Annotated in this window: 21 protein-coding genes; 12 read left to right on the top strand and 9 right to left on the bottom strand. The window is 67.6% G+C overall.

The features are described from left to right. Window positions 1-12 precede the first annotated feature (12 nt). From U0177_RS18615 to U0177_RS18595, 5 genes are all read left to right on the top strand, one after another. Window positions 13-1005, top strand: coding sequence for a 2-dehydropantoate 2-reductase (locus tag U0177_RS18615; protein WP_409572161.1), 993 nt, complete (start codon window positions 13-15; stop codon window positions 1003-1005). Window positions 1006-1171: 166 nt separating this feature from the next. Beyond that, complete coding sequence (locus U0177_RS18610) at window positions 1172-2800, top strand: long-chain fatty acid--CoA ligase (protein ID WP_409572160.1); 1629 nt, start codon at window positions 1172-1174, stop codon at window positions 2798-2800. A 987-nt stretch (window positions 2801-3787) separates the two neighbouring features. Beyond that, entirely contained in the window at window positions 3788-4357 is a 570-nt protein-coding gene (gene hpf / locus U0177_RS18605; protein ID WP_409572159.1) for a ribosome hibernation-promoting factor, HPF/YfiA family, read from the top strand. 230 nt (window positions 4358-4587) lie between these two features. Continuing rightward, entirely contained in the window at window positions 4588-5316 is a 729-nt protein-coding gene (locus U0177_RS18600; RefSeq protein WP_409572158.1) for a DUF2232 domain-containing protein, read from the top strand. 15 nt (window positions 5317-5331) lie between these two features. Next, window positions 5332-6198, top strand: coding sequence for an ATP-binding cassette domain-containing protein (locus U0177_RS18595; protein WP_409572157.1), 867 nt, complete (start codon window positions 5332-5334; stop codon window positions 6196-6198). Window positions 6199-6201: 3 nt separating this feature from the next. Here the strand turns inward: U0177_RS18595 and U0177_RS18590 are convergent, their stop codons facing one another. Then, the gene (locus tag U0177_RS18590) at window positions 6202-6963 is read right to left on the bottom strand and encodes a Crp/Fnr family transcriptional regulator (RefSeq protein ID WP_409572156.1); all 762 of its coding nucleotides are present in this window, start codon (window positions 6961-6963) and stop codon (window positions 6202-6204) included. Window positions 6964-7628: 665 nt separating this feature from the next. Between U0177_RS18590 and U0177_RS18585 the strand changes: the two genes are divergently transcribed. The 4 genes from U0177_RS18585 to U0177_RS18570 all read left to right on the top strand — a co-directional run bounded on the left by U0177_RS18585 (window position 7629) and on the right by U0177_RS18570 (window position 10815). Then, window positions 7629-8132 carry a hypothetical protein gene (locus U0177_RS18585; protein ID WP_409572155.1) on the top strand — a complete coding sequence of 168 codons (504 nt, stop codon included), beginning with the start codon at window positions 7629-7631 and terminating at the stop codon, window positions 8130-8132. A 195-nt stretch (window positions 8133-8327) separates the two neighbouring features. Further along, window positions 8328-9161: a carbohydrate-binding family 9-like protein gene (locus U0177_RS18580; RefSeq protein ID WP_409572154.1), complete on the top strand. Its 834-nt coding sequence runs from the start codon at window positions 8328-8330 to the stop codon at window positions 9159-9161. After that, window positions 9158-10015 carry an ATP-binding cassette domain-containing protein gene (locus U0177_RS18575; RefSeq protein WP_409572153.1) on the top strand — a complete coding sequence of 286 codons (858 nt, stop codon included), beginning with the start codon at window positions 9158-9160 and terminating at the stop codon, window positions 10013-10015. The genes U0177_RS18580 and U0177_RS18575 overlap by 4 nt, the downstream gene beginning before the upstream one ends. After that, window positions 10012-10815, top strand: a complete 804-nt coding sequence (locus U0177_RS18570; RefSeq protein WP_409572152.1) for an energy-coupling factor transporter transmembrane component T family protein — start codon at window positions 10012-10014, stop codon at window positions 10813-10815. Before U0177_RS18575 ends, U0177_RS18570 begins: the two co-directional genes overlap by 4 nt. A gap of 2 nt (window positions 10816-10817) precedes the next feature. On the opposite strand, the gene U0177_RS18565 is transcribed toward U0177_RS18570, so the two are convergent. Further along, window positions 10818-11372, bottom strand: coding sequence for a GNAT family N-acetyltransferase (locus tag U0177_RS18565; RefSeq protein ID WP_409572151.1), 555 nt, complete (start codon window positions 11370-11372; stop codon window positions 10818-10820). Next, entirely contained in the window at window positions 11369-11593 is a 225-nt protein-coding gene (locus tag U0177_RS18560) for a DUF2277 family protein (RefSeq protein ID WP_409572150.1), read from the bottom strand. Before U0177_RS18560 ends, U0177_RS18565 begins: the two co-directional genes overlap by 4 nt. Before the next feature lie 138 nt (window positions 11594-11731). On the opposite strand from U0177_RS18560, the gene U0177_RS18555 reads away from it, so the two are divergent. After that, window positions 11732-12991: an MFS transporter gene (locus U0177_RS18555; RefSeq protein ID WP_409572149.1), complete on the top strand. Its 1260-nt coding sequence runs from the start codon at window positions 11732-11734 to the stop codon at window positions 12989-12991. 161 nt (window positions 12992-13152) lie between these two features. Continuing rightward, window positions 13153-14181, top strand: coding sequence for a GNAT family N-acetyltransferase (locus U0177_RS18550; RefSeq protein ID WP_409572148.1), 1029 nt, complete (start codon window positions 13153-13155; stop codon window positions 14179-14181). Between the two features lie 13 nt (window positions 14182-14194). Here the strand turns inward: U0177_RS18550 and U0177_RS18545 are convergent, their stop codons facing one another. After that, window positions 14195-15037, bottom strand: a complete 843-nt coding sequence (locus U0177_RS18545; RefSeq protein ID WP_409572147.1) for a DUF4037 domain-containing protein — start codon at window positions 15035-15037, stop codon at window positions 14195-14197. A gap of 758 nt (window positions 15038-15795) precedes the next feature. Here U0177_RS18545 and U0177_RS18540 point away from each other — a divergent pair. Next, window positions 15796-17139 (top strand): bifunctional folylpolyglutamate synthase/dihydrofolate synthase, encoded by a 1344-nt coding sequence (locus U0177_RS18540; protein ID WP_409572146.1) that lies wholly within the window; start codon window positions 15796-15798, stop codon window positions 17137-17139. A 688-nt stretch (window positions 17140-17827) separates the two neighbouring features. Here the strand turns inward: U0177_RS18540 and U0177_RS18535 are convergent. From U0177_RS18535 to U0177_RS18515, 5 genes are all read right to left on the bottom strand, one after another. Further along, window positions 17828-18871 carry an NAD-dependent epimerase/dehydratase family protein gene (locus U0177_RS18535; protein ID WP_409572145.1) on the bottom strand — a complete coding sequence of 348 codons (1044 nt, stop codon included), beginning with the start codon at window positions 18869-18871 and terminating at the stop codon, window positions 17828-17830. Window positions 18872-18935: 64 nt separating this feature from the next. Continuing rightward, window positions 18936-19787 (bottom strand): class I SAM-dependent methyltransferase, encoded by an 852-nt coding sequence (locus U0177_RS18530; RefSeq protein ID WP_409572144.1) that lies wholly within the window; start codon window positions 19785-19787, stop codon window positions 18936-18938. 84 nt (window positions 19788-19871) lie between these two features. Further along, complete coding sequence (locus tag U0177_RS18525; RefSeq protein ID WP_409572143.1) at window positions 19872-21248, bottom strand: NAD(P)/FAD-dependent oxidoreductase; 1377 nt, start codon at window positions 21246-21248, stop codon at window positions 19872-19874. A gap of 97 nt (window positions 21249-21345) precedes the next feature. Next, window positions 21346-22344, bottom strand: coding sequence for a lysylphosphatidylglycerol synthase transmembrane domain-containing protein (locus tag U0177_RS18520; protein WP_409572142.1), 999 nt, complete (start codon window positions 22342-22344; stop codon window positions 21346-21348). Between the two features lie 95 nt (window positions 22345-22439). Beyond that, window positions 22440-24239, bottom strand: a complete 1800-nt coding sequence (locus tag U0177_RS18515) for an ABC1 kinase family protein (RefSeq protein ID WP_409572141.1) — start codon at window positions 24237-24239, stop codon at window positions 22440-22442. Between the last annotated feature and the right edge of the window lie 22 nt (window positions 24240-24261).

The raw sequence follows: 24261 nt of genomic DNA, 5'->3' as shown, positions 1-24261 counted from the left end.
CTGGAGCAACCCATGCGGATATGTATCGTCGGCGCGGGTGCGATTGGCGGCTATGCCGGCGCGCGGCTGGCGCTTGCCGGCGCCGAGGTGACGCTGATCGCGCGCGGCGCGCACCTCCAGGCGATCCGCGAGCGCGGCCTGGCGCTTGAGTCGGCCGAGGGCGCGCGCGAGGTGGCCCACCCGGCGCTCGCCACCGACGACATGGCCGCAGCTGGCGCGCACGACCTGGTGATCGCCGCAGTGAAGGCCCAGAGCTTGCCGGCGCTGGCCCCGGCTATGCGCGCGCTTTTTCACGCCGACACGGCCGTGCTGCCCATGCAGAATGGCATCCCCTGGTGGTATTTCTCCAAACACGGCGGCCCCCACGAGGGCCGGCGGATCGAGTCGGTTGATCCTGATGGCCTGCTGGCCGCGCATATTGAGATCGAGCGGGTGATCGGCTGCGTGGTGTACCCAGCTGCCGAGCTAGCCGCGCCGGGCGTGGTGCGCCACATCGAGGGCAACCGCTTCTCGCTGGGCGAGCCCGACGGGGCGAAGACCGAGCGCATCCAGCAGGTGGCGCGGCTGTTCAACAGCGCGGGGCTGAAGGCGCCGATTCGCCCGCGCATCCGCTCGGAGATCTGGGTGAAGCTATGGGGCAACCTGGCGTTCAACCCGATCAGCGCGCTGGCGCGCGCAACGCTGGCCGAGATCGGCGCGCATCCGCTGGCGCGCGCGCTGGCGCGCGATGCCATGCTCGAGGCCCAAGCGGTGGCCGGGCAGCTCGGGGTTGAGTTTGGCGTATCGATCGAGCAGCGCATCGCCGGCGCGGCCGAGGTCGGCGCGCATAAAACCTCGATGCTCCAGGATATTGAGGCTGGCCGCGCTACCGAGGCCGATGCGCTGCTAGGCGCGGTGGCCGAGCTGGGCCGGCTGGTTGGAGTGCCTACGCCGCGCATCGACGCGCTATACGCCTGCGTGAAGCTGCTCGAGCAGACGGCGCGCGGCGCGCCTCGTACGGGGTGAGGCAGGGTTCACTCGTCTGCGTGAGGTTTTCCGCATACACTTCTGCCGAAGGCTGAGCACGCCAGCTGCGTAAGCCCGAGTATGTTTGAGCTATGCCAAAGCCATAGTTATAGCGCACGATGGTGCGATAAAGACGCCCCGTGTATCGATCAATGAGGAGGATACCATGCAGGGCCTGATGATGGACTACCCGCTGACGCTGACGCACATCCTCGAGCGGAGCCGGCGGCTGTTCCCCGGCAACCAGATCGTCACGAAAACCGCGGGCGGCCTGCGCCGCCAGAGCTACGCCCAGCTGTACGAGCGCGTCGGGCGGCTCGCCAACGCATTCGAGCGGCTGGGCATCGGCGGCGACGGGCGGGTGGCCACCTTCGCCTGGAACACCGCGCGCCACCTCGAGCTGTATTTCGCCGCGCCGTGCTCGGGCCGCGTGCTGCACACGCTGAACATTCGCCTGTTCCCCGAGCAGGTGGCCTATATCGCCAACCACGCCGAAGATCAGGTGGTGTTTGTCGACGCCTCGCTGCTGCCGGCGCTCGAGAAGCTGGCGCCGCAGTTCGGCACGGTGAAGCACTATGTGGTGATGGCCGATGGCCCGCTGCCGGCCACTAGCCTGCCGAATGTGATCGACTACGAAGAGCTGCTGGCCCGCGAGTCGCCCGAGTACGCCTGGCCCACGCTCGACGAGAATCGCGCCTGCGCGATGTGCTACACCTCGGGCACGACCGGCAACCCCAAGGGCGCGGTGTATAGCCACCGCAGCATGTTCCTGCACTCGATGATGGCGTGCCTGGCCGATACCGTAGCCATCTCGGAGCGCGACACGGTGCTGCCGGTGGTGCCGATGTTCCACGCCAACGCCTGGGGCATGCCCTACGCCGCCACGCTTGTAGGCGCCAAGCAGGTCATGCCCGGGCCGTTTCTCGATGGCAAAAGCCTGGCCGAGCTGATCGCCGGCGAGCGCGTGACTGTGGCCGCCGGCGTGCCGACGATCTGGATGGGCCTCCTGCAGGTGCTCGAAAAGGAATCCTACGATATTTCCAGCCTGCGCTGCATGCCCGTGGGCGGCTCGGCCGCGCCGCAGAGCATGATCGAGCGCTACCACCAGCAGTTTGGCGCACCCATCCTGCACGCCTGGGGCATGACCGAGCTCTCGCCGATCGGCAGCGTCTCGCAGCTCAAGCAGCACATGCGCGAGTGGCCGCTCGATCGGCAGTTCGCCGTGCGCGCCCGCCAGGGCACCACCGTGCCCGGCGTCGAAGCGCGCGTGGTCGATGTCGACGGCCGCGAGCTGCCGTGGGACGGCCAGAGCTTCGGCGAGCTGCAGGTGCGCGGCCCGTGGGTGATCCGCAGCTACTACAACGACGAGCGCAGCGCCGACTCGTTTCAGGATGGCTGGTTTCGCACTGGCGACGTCGCGACGATCGACGCCGAGGGCTACATTCAGATCGTCGATCGCACCAAGGACCTGGTGAAGAGCGGCGGCGAGTGGATCTCGACCGTCGATCTCGAGAACGCGATCATGGCGCACCCGCAGGTGCTCGAGGCCGCGGTGATCGCCGTGCCGCACCCGCGCTGGCAGGAGCGCCCGCTGGCCTGCGTGGTGCCCAAGCCCGATGCCCAGGGCACGCTCTCGCCCGGCGAGATCCTCGAATTCCTCAGCGCGCGCGTGGCCAGGTGGCAGCTGCCCGACGAGGTGATCTTCATCGAGGCGGTGCCGAAAACCAGCGTCGGCAAGTTCGACAAGAAGGTGCTGCGCGAGCGCTTCAAGGATTACGTGCTGCCCGACGCGTAGCGCCTCTGGCGCGAGGCCGCCCGCGCTGGCTGCTGGCAGCGTGTGGAGCGATAAGCGACTCGAAAAGCCCAGCTCATCTCGCGTAGTGCAACACAATTAGGACTTACGCAGTTGGCGCTGTTCGACTTCCCAAAGCCGTGCATAGTGCCTGCGGCAGCATGGTACTTTTTGATCATCGTGTGTCCATTTTCCGCGCTACGCGCAAAAAATGGACACATCCAAAAAGAAAGTACCGCTCTGCCGAAGGCTGAGCACGCCAACTGCGTAAGCCCTGATGAAGTGACCTATGGCGGCTCAGCATAATGTGTCGAGGCCACTGGGGCGTGTGGCGCAGTTTTTTCTGCCAAGGCAGCAGCGCTCGCGCCCGGCCAGGCTGCTGAAGGCGCGCGTGCACGGCGGGCTGCTGATACTGACCGATCACGAGCTGGTGCTGGGCGAAGGCTGGCTTGGGGCGGCGAATGTGCGCCGCTTCCCGCTGGCGTCGCTTGCACACCTGGAGCTGCAGCCTGCGGCCGGCCAGCACGCCTTGCGCCGCAGCATGCGGCTGCACTTTGAATGGCACGATGGGCGCGCGGCGTGCGGAAGCAACCGCATACAGAAGATGCAGACGTGCACCAACCGCTTGGCCGGATGCGGTACAACGCAGCGCCATGCTGCGAACCCAGGTGCACGAGCTGCATCTTTTACGTTAACAAACCTATACCGATAACCCTTGCATGCCGCAAGGCCACATAGTACAATGCCCATACAACCATAAGCCACCCATGCAGCGCTGGCACCGACGCCGGCCCCGCGCTTGGAGAAGGGCGAACGAATGGCAACCATCGTTTGCAGCTATCGTGGTTATGGCGCACAACCACTGCTTTTTCCGAAGCCCTCGGCCGCCCGCGCGGTTGAGGGCTTTGTGCATCGGGCGAGGCAATATCGCTTGTCGTAGCCGCACAGGCCCGGTCAACGCCCATTGGCCGGGCGGGAAGGAACAAGACCATGGAGCTGATCGTCAAGAGTCGAACAGGGAAGGTCTCCGACCGCCACCAGGTCTACATCAAGGAGAAGCTGGGCAAGCTCGAGCGCTACCTCGACAAGATTAGCAAAGTGACGGTAGAAGTCGCGGAGGAACAGCGGCGCACCGACAATAATACCCACCGCGCCCAGGTGACGCTGGTGGGCGAGCATGGCATTCTGCTGCGCGCCGAGCAGCGCGCGGCCGACCTGACGACGGCGATCGACGTGGTGCACGACAGCCTGCAGCGCCAGATCGAGCGCTATAAAGATAAGCACTGGCGGCGGGGCAAGCTGCGCCGCCAGGGCAACGAGATCGTCGAGGCGCTGCCCGAGGCCGCAGCCCCCACCGAGGAGGCGCGCAATCCGCGGATCGTGCGCACCAAGGAGTTCCAGGTGAAGCCAATGTTCAGCGACGAGGCGGTGGAGCAGATGGAGCTGCTGGGCCACGATTTCTTTGTGTTCCGCGACGCCGGCAGCAACGAGATCAACGTGCTGTACCGCCGCGAGGATGGCAACTATGGCCTGATCGTGCCGAGCGAGGCCCAGAAGTAGCCTGCGCTGCGCCTGGTTGGTATACGCTGTTCGCTTGATCACGTAGAGATTGTGTTGCACAACGTGGCTTCGCCACGTCGTGCAACACAATACGAAATGGGGCGGCGAAGCCGCCCCCAAACCCCCACCAAAGTGTCAGTCATCAAGCGAACAGCGTAGTATACCGTTGCCAGCGGCCCTCTCGCCGGAAAGCGAGGGGGCCGCGGCGTTGGTGGTATACTCCTGATCGCATGTCGCGACACTTTTCCGCCATCGAGATCGCCGAAGGCGCGCTGCTGGCCGACCTCGCCGTGCTGGCGCAGCTGGTGGCTGTGTACCTGCCGCCGTTCGACCTTGCGGCGCGCCTGCTGATCGCGCTGATCTTCGCCGTGCTGGTGCTGCGGCGGGGCCTTCGTGTGGCGCTGCTCGGCGCGGCGGTGGCCGGCTTTATCGTCAGCACGCTCACCGGGCTGACATTCGCGCTGCCACTGGCGCTGACGTGCGGCGCCGGCCTGTTTCTCGGCGCGGCAATGCGCTGGCGCCTGCCACACCTCGCGCTGATCGTGCTGGGGATGACCGGCGGCGGCGCTACGGTGCTGGCGCTGCTGGTGCTGCTGACGCTGGCGGCCGGGCTGCCGCTCAGCTCGTTCGCCCGCGAGCTTGCGAACGCCTACCAGGGCGTCGCCGCGCTGGCCGGCTGGCTGGCCGGGCTGCTGGGGCTGGGCGCGTGGTGGCGCGAAGCGGCGCGCCCGCCGCTCGACGCGCTGGCTGGCTGGGCGCTGCAGTACTGGTGGGCCATGTTTCCGCTGGCGCTGTGGCTTTCGCTGGCACCGGTGGTGGTGCTGATGTACACTACGACGAACATGGCCGCGCGGCTGCTGGGCTACGACGTTCGGCCGTTCCCCGGCGCGCGCGCCGAGCGCGCGATGGCCTGGCTGGCGCGCCTGCCGCTGCGGCTGCGCCGCCGCCGCGCTCCCTGACGCAGCCTTTGCACTATGCTCGAGCCATTGATCGACATCCAGAGCGTCGGGTTCACCTACCCGGCCCGCGCTGGCCGCAGCCAGGCTAGCCCGGCTACCCCGGCGCTGCGCGGCCTGAGCCTGAGCCTCGCGCGCGGCGAATACCTGGCGGTGCTGGGGCACAACGGCAGCGGCAAGAGCACGCTGGCGCGGCTGTGCAACGCGCTGCTGCTGCCCGACGCCGGGCGCGTGCTGGTGGATGGCCACGATACCGCCGACCCGACGGCGCGCTCGGCTATTCGCGACGCCGTCGGCATAATCTTCCAGAATCCCGACAACCAGATTATCGCCACGCTGGCCGAAGACGATGTGGCCTGGGGGCTGGCGGCGCGCGGCTGGCCGGCCGACCGTATCCGCGAGCGGGTCGCCTGGGCCATGGGCGCGCTGGGTATTGCCGACCTGCGCCAGCGCGCGCCGCAGCGCCTTTCGGGCGGGCAGCGCCAGCGCCTGGCGATTGCGGGCGCGCTGGCGCTGCGCCCTGCCGCGATCATCGCCGACGAGTCGACCTCGATGCTCGACCCGCTGGCCCGCCGCGGGCTGGTGGCGCTGCTGCGCCAGCTGTGCCGCGAGCACGGCATCGCGATCCTCCACGTCACTCACCTGCTCGAAGAGGCCGCCCAGGCCGACAGGGTGGCTGTGCTCGAGGATGGGCGGCTGGCGCTTGAAGGCCCGCCGGCCGCGCTGTTCGCCGACCTGGCCCGGCTGCGGCGGCTGCGGCTGGCCGTGCCCGAGCCGATTGAGCTGGCGGCCCGGCTGCGCGCGGCGGGCCTGCCGATCGACCCGGCCGCGCTTTCGCCCGAAGCGATCGCGGGCGAACTGGCGCGGGTGAGCGGGGCCGCATAGGCATCACTCGTCGCCGTTGGCCATTTCCTCAAGCCTCGGCATGTCGCAAATTCTTACACGATTCTTTGGCCGCGACTCGATCACGCCTTCATCTTTCAATCCAACCATTATCTTGCTCACGCTGGTGTTTGCGAAGCCCAGCAGACGCTCTAGTCGGCTTTGGCTCACATACAGATCCACCAGATCCTCGCCATCCACGCTAATACCATGGTGCTGCGCCATGTCGTGAAGAAACCGCGCAAGCCGACTCAGCGGCTTGCGCTTCATCAACACCTGGGCATGCACATTGCCGGTACGTACTCGCTTGGCGAGTTCGACAACTACGAGCTCAAACGCCAGCGCCGGAAAGTTGGCGCGAATTGTTTTGAAGTGCTCTTTGCTCATTGCCAGCGTCACTGTATCGTGGATTGCCTCGGCCGTTGCAGAGCGCTCGGAATTATCGATGAAGGCTATCTCGCCTAGCAGCTCGCCAGGCTTTAAAAACGATACCAGCTGAGTAGGTGCTTGCTCAGCGTCCTGGGCTCTGCTGCGGGTGTGGCTGCTGCCGTTGCTTTGCATATAGACCAGCACAACACCTTTGACGATTATATGCAGAAAGTTGGCTGGTTCGCCTTGCTTGAACATAATACTGCCTGAGTTGTAGTGTTGCTCTTGCACAATTGCGTCGAGAATTACCCGATTCAGGTCGGTAATATGTTCGAGCAGCTCGGGGTGCTGTCTGAGAGAGTTCCGCGTGTTGCCAGTTTTGGCATGAATCATGTTCATCGACGATCCTACCCCCGGTGAGCCGGGGATCGAAAGAGCGCGCAAGCGTGGAGCGCAAAAATTGCTCATGTGCAAAAAAATCCTAGTACTCCGACGCTAAAAAACTTCTAAATTCGATAGGAAATCGGTTCTTTTTCAAATATAATGATTTTAACCAGAACATCCGATCTATTACGTCTTTACCTGTTCTGTATGCTGGCAAAAAGAATAATGACTTGGCTATGTCTTGCCCATAGGCAGGGCCAAGCTTGCTATTACTTATTGTTTTTATATCTTACAGTCCATTAAAAATCCATCCTCTCTATATAGAACGCAATTTCTTGCGAAAAATGACGCGTTATGAAAAAAGTGCAACGATGCTGTTTTAACAGCGAGCGTAGTTGCTCTGGTGATTTTCTTTCCTTGTTTTTCACACCAAGGAGGCTGATATGCATTGCTCGACCTTTCGCTCCATAGTAGTGGCAATGGTGCTGCTCGAAATCGTCCTTTGTTTTTCATACGTGTATCTCCAAAATGGTTCCCGTGCTGGCGAGCGCATATTGCCCTGGTATGTCGCTGCGCTGTGGCCTAGCTGCACTGTCCGTCCATACATCGCTCTCGCACGGGCAGCGCCAACTAGACCCCGATCGCAAGCTATTTCGCCTATCGTATAGGAGGGCAAAGGGATGCCAGAGGGCAAAAAGGTGCGAGCGGTACCGGCTCAGCGGCAGCCTTACCCAAATAATTGTAATGCGGCGGGCGTGCCCCTACTAGGGCAGACGATCGAGCAAACAGTTAACGACCATGCGGCCATTCTTGACGCAATGACGCAGGATGAGCGCGCGGCCTTTGAGCATGCTTGCGCACAAGCGCGCTGCGAGGCCGAGCTTTGGGAGGAAACAACTATGGCCAGAACAAAGGCACGGGAAAGGCAGCGCGAGGCGCCGACCTGTTTGAGCGCGGTGAAGCCGGCACCGGATGGAGAAAAGCCAAAGTCCAGCGGCAAGCATTCGCGCGAGCGGCTTGTACAGGCGGCACGCTTCCACATCAAGGTGCAGTACAAAAACGGCCTGCATCTGGAGCTCTATCTTGGCCCAGTCTGGGTGAATGTGCTGATCTCTATGCTATGTGCGATCGGGCTTCCGCAGCTCGAGCCGATCCTTAAGTACCTGACACATGCTCATATCTAAGGCTGCCCGTCCTGTACCTTGGAAGCATTGGATCGTTCTGCCCGTATAATTGACACGAAGGGTGCGGTGGGTTCTGGAGGCGGCGAAGCCGCCCCCAGAAAACTCTTTTTGACTGGTCGCGCCACGAATATGCTCGCGGCTGGCTAAAAAGAAAGGCGACCGCGAAGCTCTATGAGTGAAAGGTACACCAAGTCCATGTCGGAGTTTCCCTGGCCCGACGAGCGCATCGCGCGCTACACCGCCTACCGCGTGGCTACGCCGCCAACCATCGACGGGCGGCTCGACGAGCCGGCCTGGAGCATGGCCCCGCGCTCGCCGCGCTTTGTCGACCTGATCAGCGGCCGGCCGACGATCCACGATACCCGCGCCGCGCTGCTGTGGGACGACGAAAACCTGTACGTCGGCTTCTGGGTCGATGAGCCGCACGTCGCCGCGACGCTCGCCGAGCGCGACGCGTTTGTCTACACCGATAACGATGTCGAGGTGTTTATCGCTGGCCGCGACGCATACTACGAGTTCGAGATCAACGCGCTTGGCACGATCTACGAGGTGTTCTTTATCTGGGAAGAGGCCTACGCGCGCGGCGGCTACGCCGGCGTGCCCGAGTTCCAGCGCGACCAGCCGGGCGCGCGGCCATTCAACGGCGTGGGCTTCACCGCGCACCCGCGCGGGCCGCGCATTGGCTTCTGGAACTGGGATTTCCCCGGCCTCAAATCGGCAGTGTTCGTCGACGGCACGCTCAACGACAATTCCGACCGCGACCGCGGCTGGACGGTGGAGCTGGCGTTTCCGTGGGCCGGCATGCGCTGGCTGGCGCATGCCGACGGCCGCGCGCTGCCGCCGCGCGATGGCGATGTCTGGCGCATGGATTTTTCGCGCTTCAACCAGTACCGCGAGGCGCCGCCAGCCGAGGACTCGAGCGGCTGGGCCTGGAGCGCGCACGGCGCCTGGGACTCGCACATCCCCGAGTGCTTCCCGTATATTCAGTTTTCGAGTACGCTTGTCGAGAATAGGGCGCGCGAAGCGTGAGTCGAGGCGAAGCGATCATTGCCGTTGAGCAGCTGACGTACCGCTACCCGTCGGCGCCGCCCGGTCCGCCCGCGCTGAGCGATATCACGCTCTCGATCGCGCGCGGCAGCTGCACGGCGATTGTGGGCGTGACCGGCTCGGGTAAGAGCACGCTGGTGCAGCATTTCAACGCGCTGCTGCGGCCCTCGGCTGGGCGCGTGCTGCTGAACGGGCGCGACCTGGCCGATCGCGCGACCGACCTGCGCGCAGTGCGGCGGATGATCGGGATGCTGTTTCAGTTTCCTGAAGCCCAGCTGTTCGCGCCGACGGTGCTGGCCGACGTGATGTTCGGGCCGCGCCGCGCCGGCCTGAGCCAGCCTGCGGCTGCAGCCCGCGCCGCCGCCGCGCTCGAGCTGGTGGGCCTGCCCGCGCAGCAGTATGGCATGCGCTCGCCGTTCGGCCTGAGCGGCGGCCAGCGGCGCCGCGCCGCGCTCGCGGGCGTGCTGGCGCTCGACCCGGCCGTGCTGGTGCTCGACGAGCCGACGGTTGGGCTTGATGCCGGCGGCCGGGCCGAGTTCTACGGCTACCTGCGGGCGGTGCGCCAGGCCCGCGCCACCACGGTGGTGCTGGTGTCGCACGACATGGCCGAGGTGGCGGCGCTGGCCGATTGGGCGCTGGTGCTGCACGGCGGGCGGCTGGTGGCCCAGGCGCGCCCGGCCGAGCTGTTCGCCGACGCCGGGGCGCTGGCCGCCTGGGGCCTAGCCGCGCCGCCGCTGTTCGAATTGATGGCCGAGCTGCGCTTGCGCGGGATTGCCGTTCCAGCAGGCGTGGCTACGCTCGAGCAGGCATTCGAGGCACTGCGGGGCCGCCAATGATCGAGCAGTTTGCGCCGGGCGTGTACTACCCGGCCGAAAGCTTGCTGCACCGCTTGCGCGCCCGCACCAAGCTGCTGGCGCTGGCGTGGCTGGTGGGCTACGCCACCGCCGCGAACCAGCTTGCCCGGCCCGCGCCGTATATCGCGCTGGTGCTGCTGGCGCTGCTGGCGGCGGCCTGCTCGGGCGTGGGCGCCGGGCCGATCTGGCGGCGCATGCGCTGGCTGGTGCTGCTGACGCTGCTGGGCACGCTGCCCGGCGTGCTGCTGCTGGAGGCGGACGGCGCGCCGCTATTCGCCATCGGGCCGCTGGCGGTCACCTACGAGGCGGTGGCGCTGGCCGTGCGCCTGCTTGTGGCGTTCCTGGCGCTCTACCTGCTGGCGCTGCTGCTGACGCTCAGCACCAGCCCGGTGGCGCTGATCGAGGGGCTGACGCTGCTGCTCGGCCCGCTGCGCCGCCTGCGCCTGCCGGTCGATGCGTTCGCCCTCATGGCGCTGCTGGCGTTGCGCTTCATCCCCACGCTCGCCGACGAGGTCGAGCAGCTGGTGAAGGCCCAGCTCTCGCGCGGGGCCAGCTTCACCCACGGCTCGCTGGCCGAGCGCCGCGATAGCCTGGCAGCGCTGATCGTGCCGGTGTATACAGGCGCGCTGCGCCGCGCCGCCGAGCTGGCCGAGGCGCTCGACGCGCGCGGCTTTCGGCCGGATGGCTCGCCGACGCGCCTGCACGAGCGGCCGCTGGCGCGCGCCGACTACCTGTGCCTCGCGGCTGTGCTTGGCGCGAGCCTGGCGGCGCTGCTGGTGTAGCCTCACGGCTGGCGCTTGAGAAATGGCGTCAGCGCGCGCCAGACCGCCGCGTCTTCGGGGGTGGCGATGTCGGGCGCGAAGCCGAAGCTGCGGTATAGATTGATCGCCGGCACGCGTGCAGTTGACGTAACCAGGTAGCCCTGTGTGTGCCCCAGGTCGCGCAGCCGCCGGCACACCAGCCCCAGCATCGGCCGGGCCAGGCCGCGCCCCTGCTGCTCGGGCACGATCGCCACCCAGTGCACCCGCCCAACCGTCTCGCCGCCGCGGTCGTCGCCAAACCATGCCGTGGCGGTGCCGATCGGCGCGCCCGCCGCGTCGCGGATGAATAGCTGGCGCTGGCTCAGCGGCGCGGCGTCGCCGCCAAACTCGGCGCGGTACAGCGCCATGTCGATCGCCAGGTAGCGCTCGGCGCGCGACTGCACCGCCAGCCAGGCGTGCTCGTCGCCGGGCGCGTACCAGCTGGCGCTGTAGCCGGGCGGCAGCGCGTAGCTCGCCAGCCCTTCGAGCGTCTCGCGGCGCATCGCTACGCGCAGATTCTGCTCGACCACCGTGCTCATGGCTGCTCCGGCGTGGCGGCGCGGCCAGGCCCAAGCTGGCCCAGCAGATCGCGCGTGGCCGCCGCCACGGCGGCGACGGCAGCGTCGAAGGCGGCCTGGTTGGCGCGCGACGGCGCGCGGTAGCCGCTGACCTTGCGCACGAACTGCAGCGCGGCCGCCTCGATCTCGGCATCGTTCGCGAGCTGGCCCGCGCCGCGCAGCTGCTTGATACTTCGGCACATACGTGTTGCCCTCCTACGCTAGGTGGCGTTGAAGCTGCGCATGATAGCGCTTCTTGGCGATCGGCGCCAGCCGCAGGTTGCGCGCGCGGCGCGATCAGCTACAATAGTGCGGTTCTCGCTTGCCTTGAAGGAGGCCCTGTGTCGACGATATCGGCCCGGCCGGTGCGCTACCCCGCGCTGCGGCATCGCAACTTCACGCTGATCTGGAGCGGCCTGCTGGTGTCGAACATGGGCACGTGGATGCAGAACGTCGCCCAGAGCTGGCTGATCTACAAGCTCACCGGCAATAACCCGCTCTACCTTGGCTGGCTCGGCCTCAGCTTCGCGCTGCCGATGGTGCTGGCGCCGCCATTGGGCGGCGCGGTGGTCGACCGGGTGGATCGCATCAGGCTGCTGTTTATCACGCAGACGGGCGCGCTGCTGCTGGCGCTGCTGCTGGCGCTGCTGAGCTGGGCCGGCGCGGTTCAGCCGATCTATATTCTCATCACCACTTTTCTTGGCGCGCTGCTGCTGGCCTTCGACAACCCGGCGCGCCAGGCGCTCATCCCCGAGCTGGTGCCGCGCGCCGACCTGCTGAACGCGCTGTCGCTGAATTCGGCCACCTACACCGGGGCGGCGCTGGTCGGCCCGGCACTGGCTGGCGTGCTGCTCGACGTGGTCGGCCCCGGATGGCTGTTCATGCTCAACGCGATCAGCTACCTTGCGGTGATCGGCGCGCTGCTGGCGATGCGCGATCTGCCGCAGCGCCCGCGCCGCTCTACCTCGCTGCGCGACGCGCTGCTCGGCGGCTTCGCCTACACCCTGCGCGACCGGGTGGTGCTGCTGCTGCTCGTGCTCTCGGCACTGGCGGCGCTATTCGGCCGCTCGTACCAGCAGCTGCTGCCGGTGTTCGCCGACGATGTCTGGCGCGTTGGCGCGGGCGGCTATGGCGCGCTGCTGGCGGCCGGCGGCGCGGGCGCGCTGATCGGCGCGTTTGCCATGGCCTCGGCGCAGCGCCTGCAGGCCTACGGCCGCGCGATGATCGTCAGCGGCCTGATCTTCTGCGCTCTGCTGGTGGCGTTCGCGGCCAGCCCGTCGTTCTGGCTGGGCGCGGCGCTGCTGGTGGTGGTCGGCGTGTCGTCTACCGTCTTCACCACGCTGATTGCCACCGTCATCCAGCTGCGCGTGCCTGGCGAGCTGCGCGGCCGGGTGATGAGCCTGTACGCGATCACGCTGATCGGGCTGCCGTCGCTGGGCGCGCTGGGCGTCGCAGGTGTGGCTCACCGGCTCGGCGCGCCGCTGGCGATCGTGGCCGGCGCGCTGGCGCTGCTGCTGGTGGTGCTGGCGGCTATCCCGCGCCTGGCGGGCCTGCGCGCGGGCGGCGCCGAGCCGCCGGGTGCCGCGGCCTCCCAGCTGTGAAAAGCTGTCTGAAGAGGCTGGTTTGGAGAGACGAAGTCCCTTCAAAGATCACTCTTTGTGGCGGGCGGCAGCCACGAATGTGGCCGCCACCCGCCAGAAGGGAGTGCGCCGGGCTATGCCCCGCGCGCACCTCCTTTTCAGACAAGTTCTGAGAGATGAATATGGACCTCGAGACGCAGCCGATCTACCCCGATGGCCCGGCCGTGGTCAGAAGCGTGCAGGCTGGCGGGCTGACAAAATCGGAGCTTTTAGCCGAGCTGCGGCGAAACGCGGTCTCGCTGAACGAGTCGGCCGAGCGGCTGTTCGCCAGCGAGCATTTCACCGTCGCGGCCAGCCGCTATTCGGTGGTAGCTGTCGAGCTGGCCGTCGCCGCCCTTGGCTTTCCTCAGGGAGCGGCAACTGCCGAGATCTACGCCAGGGCCGAGGCGCTTGGCCTTGGCCTGTGCCCGCTCGAGCTTGGGCCGCACCTGCGGCTGCAGTACCTGGATCAGCCCGAAGGCTACTGGGGCCAGCCCGAGCTGCAGCACCAGGCGCCAAGCGGCTCGATCACGATCGCGTCGGCGCCGCTGGCCGACGACGACGATTTTCCCAAAGGGTTTTACCTCAGGCGTATCAAGGGGGCGCTGTGGCTGCGCGGCTATCGCTCTGGCGCCGAGCATATCTGGAGCCCTGGCGATCGTTTGCTGTTTCGCCGGGCGTATGGGCCTGCCATGGCTGCTGATCAGCCGGCTATTCGCCGGGCAACGCGCGCCGATGCCGCGGCAGTCGCCGCGCTGACCGACGCCGCCTACCGCAAGTATATCCCGCGGCTCGGGCGCAAGCCACAGCCGATGACCGCCGATTATGCTCTGCTTGTCGAGCAGCACCCCACCTGGCTTGTGGAGATCGGCCAGCGCCTGGCCGGCGTGCTGGTTTTGCAGCACGAGCCGGACACCCTGCTGATCTACAGCGTGGCGATCAACCCCGACGACCAGAGGCGCGGCCTGGGGCGCCTGCTGCTTGGCTGGGCCGAGCGCCAGGCACTGCTGGCGGGCTACCGCTCGCTGCGCCTGTATACCAACGCGCTGATGCAGGAAAATATCGCGCTCTATACACGCCTCGGGTATCGCGAGACGCGCCGCGAAGCATACCAGGGCGGCGAAGTCGTGCACATGAGCAAGCCGCTGAGCCCTGCGCCGCCTGCCGGCTAGCGCCGCCCATGGCTCAGGCGGGCATAACCCGCCGCAGCTCGAAGTTCGCGCGCATGGTGCTGGTGTCGAACGCGGGTGCGTGGCGCTCGACCAGCGCGAACACTTCTTCGATCAGCTGGTGCAGCTGCTCGGCGGCGGCCAGTGGCTCGGCGCGCAGCATGCGCCGCAGCCGGCTCGCCAGGTCGGGCGGCGCCACGCGCAGCTGCGCGGCCTCCCAGTCGAGCCACTTGTGAAACGGGTGTGGCAGGTACAGCCGGTTCAGCGCGGTCAGCACGTCGAGCATGCGCTGCGCTGCTTCGACGAGCCAACGCTGCAGCAGCAGCGCGTTGTCGCGCGCGGCCAGCATCTCGATCACCTCGCGCGGCTCGAACCACAGGTGCTCGGCAAGCGTCGCCTGCAGCAGCGCCTCGGGGTAGGCCGCGGCGCGCGCGCGCCAGCGCTCGATCTGCGCGCCGCCGCTGAGCGGCCGGCCGTGCTGGATCGCGCTGATGCGGATCTGCTTCTCGACTTCCAGGTCGGCGCGATCGACCACGTCGCCAATCCACTGGTCGAGCGTGCTCACCAGAAACTGGCTGGTGTCGACCTTGACGCCCCCGATGTAGAAGCCATCGGCCCACTCGTACTCGTCGACGTGCTGGTAGAGCAGCGCCCAGCCGCCGCGCGCAATCGGCTCCATGCGGTCGTGCTCGGTTGGCGGCGCGTGCCAGAAGACGTCGATCTCGATGTCGGAAAAGCGGTCGGCGGTGCCGCGCGCCACCGAGCCGGCCAGCAGCACCGCCGCGACTTTCGGGTTTGCGGCGTAGGCCGGGGCTACGCGCTCGGCCAGGGCCACGCGGCGGGCAATCTCGTCGTTCATCGGGCGCTCCTTCCCCTTCTGTCGAAGGCGCAGCAAAGCCTCATGTGCGGCCGGTCGGCGCAAAAAAAACACGCGGCGCCGGGCGAGGCTGCGTGCGGTATGCTCTGAGCCTACCATGCCAGGCAGGCCTGGTCAACCCCGACTTTTGCCCGATCCGCCAACGCGGAAACGGCTGCTCGTTTGAGCAGCCGTTGAGGAAATAGGGGTGCGGCTGGGGAATGTCAGCGCTGTGCGGGCACTGGGGGCGACCGCCGCAGTCGGCCCCGTATATCCATTTGTTGTATATACGGTTGAGGTAGCTGTATTGTTGCATACAAAGATGAGACGCGGGTTAATTGGCAATGAGTGCAATCTAAGAGCTCGTTCAAACCGGCGGCGATCGGGCTGCGCCAGGCAGCTTTGCCCGGCTGTATGCGGCCGGGTGCGAGGTGGCTGCGGCCGGCGCGCACAGCCGGGATCAGAAACGGCTGCCCGCAGGCAGCCGTGAAAGTGGATGGGAGCGGCTTTATCATTGTTTGGCGTTGTATCCGCCGCGCGATGACCGCCGCTGTCATCACGCTTTCTTGCGTCGCTTACGTGACGAACGCTATGCTCGTATTGTTGCACGAACAGATGAAAGACGCTTGAACGCCATGTGAGAGCTGGATGAATCGTTTGCGAGCTTTCTATCGCGCTGCAATGCGCTGGGCCGCGCCTGGGCCTGCCCAGCTGTGCTACAATGCGCTGCGTTTTTTGTCAGAATGTGAACGGAGCCACGCGTGAATTACCAGCAGGCGATCGATTACCTGTACTCGTTCCCCGACAGCGAGACGCGGCTGCCGCGCACGCCGGCCGAGTTCAATCTGCCGCAGACGGCCGAGCTGCTGCGGGTGTTTGGCGAGCCGCAGCGCGCGCTGCGCTGTGTGGTGGTGGCCGGCACCAAGGGCAAGGGCTCCACCGCCGTGCTGCTCGAGGCGATCGCGCGCGCGGCCGGGCTGCGCACCGGGCTGTGGACATCGCCGCATCTGCACTCGTATCGCGAGCGCATCCAGGTGGCGCGCCAGCCGATCAGCCAGGCTCGGTTCATCGCCGCGATCGAGCGCCTGCCGATCAGCCTGGCCGGCTACGACCAGGCGCGGTTTGGCCAGCCGACGATCTTTCAGCTGGGGTTTGCGCTGGCGCTGCGCCACTTCGCCGACGAGTCGGCCGACCTGGCGATCCTCGAGGTTGGCCTGGGCGGGCGCTTGGATAGCGCCAATATCGTCACGCCGCTGCTGTCGATCATCACTTCGATCAGCTACGATCACATGGCCATCCTGGGCGATACGCTGGCGCAGATCGCCGGGGAGAAGGCCGGCATCCTCAAGCCCGGCGTGCCGGCGATCACCATCCCGCAGCGGCCCGAGGCCATGCGCGTGATCGAGCGCGTCGCGGCCGACGTGGGTGCGCCGCTGTGGGTGGCCGTCGACGGGCCTCGTGCGCGCCAGGCCGATGCGCCGCCAATTTCCGGCTCGCCCGGCCTCCCAGCCTTCTTCGACCCATCGCAGCGCTACCATGGCTCGCTTACGCCGGCGCTGGCCGGCGGTTTCCAGCGCGAGAACGCCCGGCTGGCGGCGGGCGCGGCGCTGCTGCTGCGCGACGCCGGGCTGCCGATCGGCGACGCAGCGATCGCGGCGGGCCTGGCCGGCGCGCGCTGGCCCGGGCGCATGGAGCTGGTGGGCGGCACCCCGCCGATCATGCTCGACGGCGCGCACAACGGCGACTCGGCCGAGAAGCTGCTGGCAGCGCTGGGCGAGGCGTTTCCCGGCCGGCCAATCGTCTTTGTGCTGGGCGTGTCGGCGGGGCACAGCGCCGAGCATATCCTCGACGCGCTGCTGCCGCGCGCGCAGGCGCTAGTGCTGACGCAGGCGCGCCACCCGCGTGCCCTCGCGCCAGGGCTGCTGGCCGAGCTGGCGCGCCCGCGCATGGGCGATCGGCCGCTGGTGCTGGCGCCGAGCCTGCCCGATGCGCTGGCCCGCGCGCGCGAGCTGGCCGGCGCGGGCGCGCTGATCTGCGTCACCGGCTCGCTGTTCGTCGTTGCCGGCGCGCGCGAGGCCCTCGGTATGGCCCCCGAGAAAGATTAGCGTCTGGCGCAGGAGGTAGGAAGGTAGGGCGCGTCTGTTGGGGGGCGAGCACAAGGCTCGCGCCAACAGGGCTACGAGGAAAGTAGAGCTGAGGGCGCGCACAAGGCATGCGCCACTGGCCTTGCAGCCGCGATGGCGTACTTTAAAGGGGCTTGGGGCGAAGCCCCAAACGGGGTATAGGGTTGCGCAGGGCGCAGGAGCGAAGGAAATATGGCGCACCCCACCAGGCCCGTAGGGCGCGTCTGTTGGGGGCGAGCACAAGGCTCGCCCCACCAGGCTCGCGCCAACAGGCTCGCGCCAACAGGGCTTCGAGGGAAGTAGAGCTGAGGGCGCGCACAAGGCATGCGCCACTGGCCTTGCGCTGCGACGGCGTACTTTAAAGGGGCTTGGGGCGAAGCCCCAAACGGGGGTGCAGGGGTGCCGTCGCACCCCTGCCGCGGGGCACGGGGCCGCGCAGGCCCCGAATGTGCTTGGCGGCGAGCACGGCCGCGCGGGGCACGGGGCCGCGCAGGCCCCGAATGTGCTTGGCGGCGAGCACGGCCGCGCGGGCACGGGGCCGCGCAGGCTCCGAATGTGCTTGGAGGCGCGGGGCCGCGCAGGCCCCGAAATGTGCTTGGCGGCGAGCACGGCCGCGGGGCACGGGGCCGCGCAGGCCCCGGCATCCCCACGCCCGCAGGGCGCAGAGCCCCTAGAAAAACAACTTCAGCACCTTCAGGATGCCCTGGCTCCAGGGCACGCGGTGCGACACGCCCGACGCGTTCTCGAACTCGCTCAGGTGCGCGATATACCAGTCGTAGTTGCGCACCATGGCGTCGGCGGTCGAGTACTTGGGGCGGAAGCCCAGCACCTGCTCGGCCTTGTCGATCGACACGAACGAGTCGGTGCCGGCCGTCTCGTACACCCACTTGTACAGCGGCGAGAGCTTCAGCGCCTCCAGCACGCGCAGCGCCAGGATGGCCGGCTTGGCTGGGAAGCCGATGATCCGCTTGCCGCGCCCGGCGCGATCCAGCACTGCCTGGTAGTCCTGCTTCATGGTGGTGAACACCTTGGCGCCGATGTTGAAGGTGTCGTTGGCCCTGTCGCGGTCGATCGTGGCGGCCAGGTAGATCGCGTCGCACAGATCCTCGACGTCGAGCAGCTGGTAGCGGTTGTTGCCGCTGCCGATCATGGGGAAGTTCTTGCCGTCCTTGGCCCAATCGTACAGCAGCGCGAACACGCCCAGCCGCTCGGGGCCGACAAACGACTTCGGCCGCAGCACCGGCACGCACATGCCCTGCTTACGGTACTCGAAGCACACCTCCTCGGCGCGCACCTTGGCCTCGCCGTACGGCCCCACGCCCTGCTTCTTGTCGTCCTCAAACAGCGGGTGGTGGTCGGGGATGCCGTACACCGCCGTCGACGAGATGTGGACCATGCGCTCGACGCCGTGCTCGAGCGCCGACTGCAGCACGTTGCGCGTGCCGTCGATGTCGGTCGAGAAGATGTCGGCCGGCTTGTACAGCGGCAGGGCTGCGGCCGTATGCACGACGATATTCACGCCCTGCATGGCTTTGTCGACGGTGGCCTTGTTGCGGATGTCGCCGCGTATTTCTTTGATCCGGCTCTTCTCGGGGTAGTCGAACGGCGCGATGTCGAGCGACACCACGCTGTGCCCGCGGTCGAGCAGGTAGCGCACCATGTTGATGCCCAGGAAGCCGGCGCCGCCGGTGATCAGGTATGTTTGGGGTGTCATCGCTTTACCTCTGCGTAGCTTGATGCGGTTGTCTATCGCTGGCGCGGCGCGGCGCGCGGGGCGCTTAGCCCGGATCCCCCCAGCGCGCGCTGAGCACCTGGAACTCGCCAGCTGTGGCGGATGGCGTGTCGGGCGCGGCGATGTGCTGATCGAACCACGCGCCCATGCGCCGGATCAGCTCGCCGTGCACGTCGTCGGAGGTTTGCCAGTCGGAGCTGTACATGCGCTCGCGCAGGTGCTCGAACATCTCGCGCGGCGTGATCGGCGGGCGCTGGAATGCTGCCAGCGTGCGCTCTTCCACCCGCGCGCCCAGGCTCGCCAGCTCGTCGCTGAGGCGCCGGTCGCTGCCCCACATGTTCGAGCGCCCGGCCGGCTGGGCGACGCCCAGCTCTTCGCGCAGGCGCAGCCACTGGCTGCGCACCAGCGTCGGCTCGGGCACGGCCGCGCCGCCGATCGGCCGGCCGTCGCCGGGCGCGCTGTCGTGGCCGATCAGCAGCCAGCCGCCCGGCCGCAGCACCCGGCGGGCCTCGCGCAGCGCCGCGCGCCAATCGTCGACGAGGTGCAGCACATGCACCGCCACCACCAGGTCGAACGCGGCGTCGCCGAACGGCAGCGCGGTGATGTCGGCCTGGTGCAGCTCCACGCGGTAGCCGGCCCGGCCGGGGTCGCCGGCGATCTGCGCCAGCAGCCGGTCCATCATCGCCTGCGACAGATCCACGCCGGTGACATCGTAGCCCGCGCGGATGAACGGCAGCATGATCCGGCCGGTGCCCACGCCCAGCTCGAGCACCCGCGCGCCTTGGCCAATGCCGGTGTAGGCCACGATCGCGTCGCGGATGCGCTCGGCCGAGCCCTCGCCGTAGCCGCGCGTCGCGTCGTAGTAGGCCGCAGCGCGGTCGAATGATATTCCTGGCATTGCAACAGCTCCTACACCAGATGGCCACGAAGGCTCGCAGACAGGGCGTTAGTTGTCAATCTTTGAGTCTTTGCGCCCTCGTGGCTATCCGGCCTGGTTCACCGAGGCCGCGTACTCGGCGGCTGCGCGCGCCACGTCCTGCCCGAGCTCGACGGCGAAGTTCGTGCCGCGATCCCACGGGTACACCTGGCTCATGCTGGCCCAGAAGAGCCCTGGCAGCGGCGTGGCCAGCGGCGGGATGGCCTGCGAGTGATTGACCGGCACGATCGGCTGGGCGTAGGTTTCGCGGTGCAGCCACAGCTTGCGCACCCACGCGCGCTCGAAGCGCGGGTTGACTTTCTGCAGCGCGGGGATGAAACGGTCAAGCAGCTCGCCCTCGCTCAGCGCGAAGTACTCGTGCGATGGGTCGAGGTAGTCGCCGCAGTAGATCAGGTGGTCGCCGCCGTAGTGCGCCGGATCGATGAAGTTGGTGTGCTCGACCAGCGCCAGGAACGGGAACTGGTCTTTGGGCATATTGATCCAGTACAGCCCGCCGGTGAGCGGCCGCGTCAGCGCGATCGTCATCACCACGGCGCCGAGTGAGCGCAGCCCCTTGAGCCGCGCCAGGTAGCGCTCGGGCAGCTGCGGCGCGAGCTTGCCCAGCAGCCCCGGCGCGCCGGTCACGATCACTGCGTCGGCGTCTTCGGCCTGGCCCTGTGCCGGCTGCACGCGCCAGCCGCCGCCGGGGCGCTGCGCCAGGCCGGCCACCGGCGCGCCCAGCTCCACGCGCGCGCCGAGCCGGCGCACATATGCCAGCAGCGCGTCGGCCAGGCCCTGGAAGCCGCCGGCGAAGTAGCCCAGCCGCACCGAGCGCGCCTTGAAGCGCGACCACAGCCAGGCCATGTTTACCTGCTCGGCGTACGGCCCAAACTTGCCCTCGAGCAGCGGCTGAAAAAAGCCGCGGTACAGCGTCTCGCCGCCCCAGCGCCGCGTCCAGTCGGCCGCCGTCACGCGCTCGAGCGGCCGCCAGTCGCGCACGCCGAGCTTCAGGTAGGCCAGCAGCACATTCAGCCGCACCCGGTCGAGCGGCGGCAGGCCGGGGTAGCCCAGCACCGTCAGGCCGCCCGCCACCAGGTCGGGCAGCGGCAGCTCGCGCGGGCCGCCCGGCAGCGGCAGCGCAGGGCGGTTGCCGGTCAGCGCGTAGCCGCGGTCGTTCCACCACTGCGCGGTGAGCGGCCGGCGGAAAAACATCTGGTCGGCGAAGCCGATCGCGTTCACCAAGCCGATGATCGCCGCGTCGGTGGTGAAGATGTGGTGGTAGAAGCGCTCGAGCGGCCAGTCCCAGCGCTCGTCGCGAAAGCCCGAGGCTAGCCCGCCTGCCTGCGCCCCGGCCTCGTACACCACCACTGTGTGGCCGGCCCTGGCAAGATCGTGCGCGGCGGTGAGCCCGGCGATGCCCGCCCCAACAATCGCAACCCTCATAGCTGAAACCCTACGTTACTCACCACAGAGACACAGAGGACACTGAGATGTTTAACAACCTCCGTGCGCTCTGTGCCTCTGTAGTGAAGATCGAAACTCACGACGCCTCGGCGCTGCGCTCCTCGACGGCGCGGCCGAAGTCGCCCCAGCCGACGTGCTCAAGCAGCATGAACAGCGCGCCCAGCGCGGTGATCGGCAGCCACAGCGCCACGTGCAGCACCAGCGTGTAGCCGGTGGCCACCGCCTTGGCCACGCCGTAGGCCGCCAGAATCGCGATCCCCGGCGCGTCGAACGTGCCGACGTAGCCGGGGGTCGAGGGCAGCGTGGTGGCCAGGTTCACCACTGCGGTCATCAGCATCAGCACCGAGAACGGCACGTGAAACGGGAACGCCTGCATCACAAACCAGTACTTGGTCGTCTCGGTCAGCCAGATCACGGTGGACGAGGCGAAGATCAGCGCGAGCTCGCGCGGGCTGCGCAGCGACTGCAGGCCTTCGACAAAGCGATCGAACAGGCCGTGGACGCGCGGCCGCAGGCCGGTGGGGAGCACGCGCTCGACCAGCCAGGCGTACACCCGGCTCATGCGCGCGGGCCGTACCGCCAGCGCCAGAAACACCACCAGCGCGGCGAAGAACAGCACGCTGAACAGCGTCACCAGCGCGGCGTAGCCGGCCGGCAGCGGCGCGAACGGCAGCGTCACGAATACGAACAGCAGCATCACCAGGCCGTCGAACAGCCGCTCGAGCACCACCGTGGCCAGCGACGCGCTCACCGGCACGCCTTCCTTGCGCTTGAGGATATACGAGCGCAGCACCTCGCCGGCGCGGGCCGGGTAGACATTGTTGCCCATGTAGCCGATCACCACCACCGGGAACAGCCGCGCCAGCGACACTGGCTTGATGTGCCGCAGCATGTAGTGCCAGCGCCAGGTGCGCGCCCACACCGCGCCGAAGTACACCGCCACGCCGGGCAGCAGCCACCAGTAGTTGGCGTGGCGCACCGTCGCCCAGAAGCCCGCGAAATCCAGCCCGCGTAGCGCCAGGTATAAGAAGATGATGCTGATGGCTACACCGAGCCAGAACTTCCAGCTTCGCAAGCAGCTACCTCCGTCCTGCCGCTATTTCGCGCACACAAAAACCAAGCCGCGCGACCGGCAGCCCTCTGCTATCATACTTGCGCGGCTTGCGCCTGTCAACGCTCGCCGCGCGGCCACAGCGTCCAGATCGCCACCAGCGCGGCCGCGGCCCAGGCCCAGCGCGCCTCGGCGGCAAATGTGTTGATGCGCAGCAGCACGCCGCCGACAAACAGCCCGCTGGCCACGATCGCGCCGGCTAGCCGCCCGGTGGCGCGCTCGACGCGGCGCATGCTGCGCTCGAGCCGGCTCAGGTCGACGCGCATCTGCAGCTCGCCACGGTTGGCCGCCTTGTAGAAATCGTCCATCTGTCGCGGCAGCGTGGCCAGGATCTGCCCGGCGCTGGTCAGCTCTTTGCGCGCGCGCTCGACCCAGTCGCCGTCGCGGCTTTCGCGCGTCACCAGCTCCTGCGCGAACGGTCGCAGCGTCTCGAACAGGTTGATGTCCGGGTCGAGCGCAGTGGTCATGCCGCTGACCATGCTCACCGCCCTGCCGAGGTAGATCAGATCCTGCGGCATCTGGAAGGGCAGATCGCGCACCAGGTGCTCGACCTCGCCGAACACGTTTTCGGCCACCTCGGCGCTGGTCAGCTCGCGGATGCTGCGGTCGTAGGTGTGGCGGAACAGGATCGTGGTGGCCTGAACGATCGGCCGGCGATCGGCGCCGGGCAAGATCACGCCCAGGTGGTCGAGCGCCTGCACAAAGCGCGCCGGGTCGTTGGTGGCCACCGCCACGGTGCCCTGGCGCAGCGCATCCATGGCGCGCGAGCCTAGCCGGCCGACCATGCCGAAGTCGATGAAGATCAGCGTGCAGGGCGTGCCCGGCCGTGCGCTGCCGGTTGGCGGGGTGTCCGAGGTGCCATTTCGGCTGGCGGGCTCGGCGGCGGGCACGAGTGCGCTGGCGGCAGGCGCCTCGACGCGCACGAACAGGTTGCCGGGGTGCGGGTCGGCGTGGAATACGCCGTCGAGAAACCACTGGTGCAGGTAGGCGCGGTAGAAGCGGTGCGACAGCTCGTTGCGGTCGATCCCGGCGCGTTCGAGCGCCTCGATGTCGTTGATCTTGATGCCGCTGATCCGCTCCATGATCAGCACGCGCCGGGTCGACAGCTCGGGGTACGGCTCGGGGATGTACACGCCGGGCATGCTGGCCAGGTTGCCGCGGATGGCCGTGGCGTTCTGCGCTTCCTGCAGGTAGTCGAGCTCTTCGAGCAGCACGCGCTTGAACTCCTCGAACAGCGCCAGCAGGTCGGCGCGGCGCTTGATCGCCGGGTAGTGGCGCACCACCCGCACGGCCCACTCGACCGCGCGCAGGTCGATCTCGACGATCTCGTCGATGCGCGGCCGCTGCACCTTGACCGCCACCTCGCGGCCGTCGCGCAGCTTGCCAAAGAACACCTGCCCGAGCGACGCGGCCGCCACCGGCGTGGGCGAGAACTCGTCGAACAGGTCGGCCGGGTCGGCGCCCAGCTCGGCCACGATCGTCGCCAGAATATACGGCAGCGGCGCGGGCGGCACTTCGTCCTGCAGGCCGGCCAGCTCGTCGGTGATCTGCACCGGCAGAATATCGGCGCGCGAGCTGAGGAACTGCCCGAGCTTGATCAGCACGCCGCCCATCTGCACCGCCAGCCCGCGAAAGCTGCGGGCGATCGCGATCCAGCGGCGCATGCCGCTGCGGCGCGGGTACCAGCGCGTCAGCCGCCAGCGGCTCAGCAGAATGTCGATCAGAAATACGTGGACGATCACGCCCAGGAAGTACCACGAGATGCGCAGAAAGCGCCGCCGTGGGCGAATATTGAGCGGCGGGAGCTTCGCGGGTGGCCGCGCCGGCGCTGTTTGTGGGCCATTCGTGATAGTTTGCACACGAGCATTATACACGACCAGC

This window comes from Kouleothrix sp. (assembly GCF_046328425.1).
Lineage (GTDB): Bacteria > Chloroflexota > Chloroflexia > Chloroflexales > Roseiflexaceae > Kouleothrix.
The sequence above is the reverse complement of the archived record's forward strand: the minus strand, read 5'-3'. Positions and strand labels throughout refer to the sequence as shown.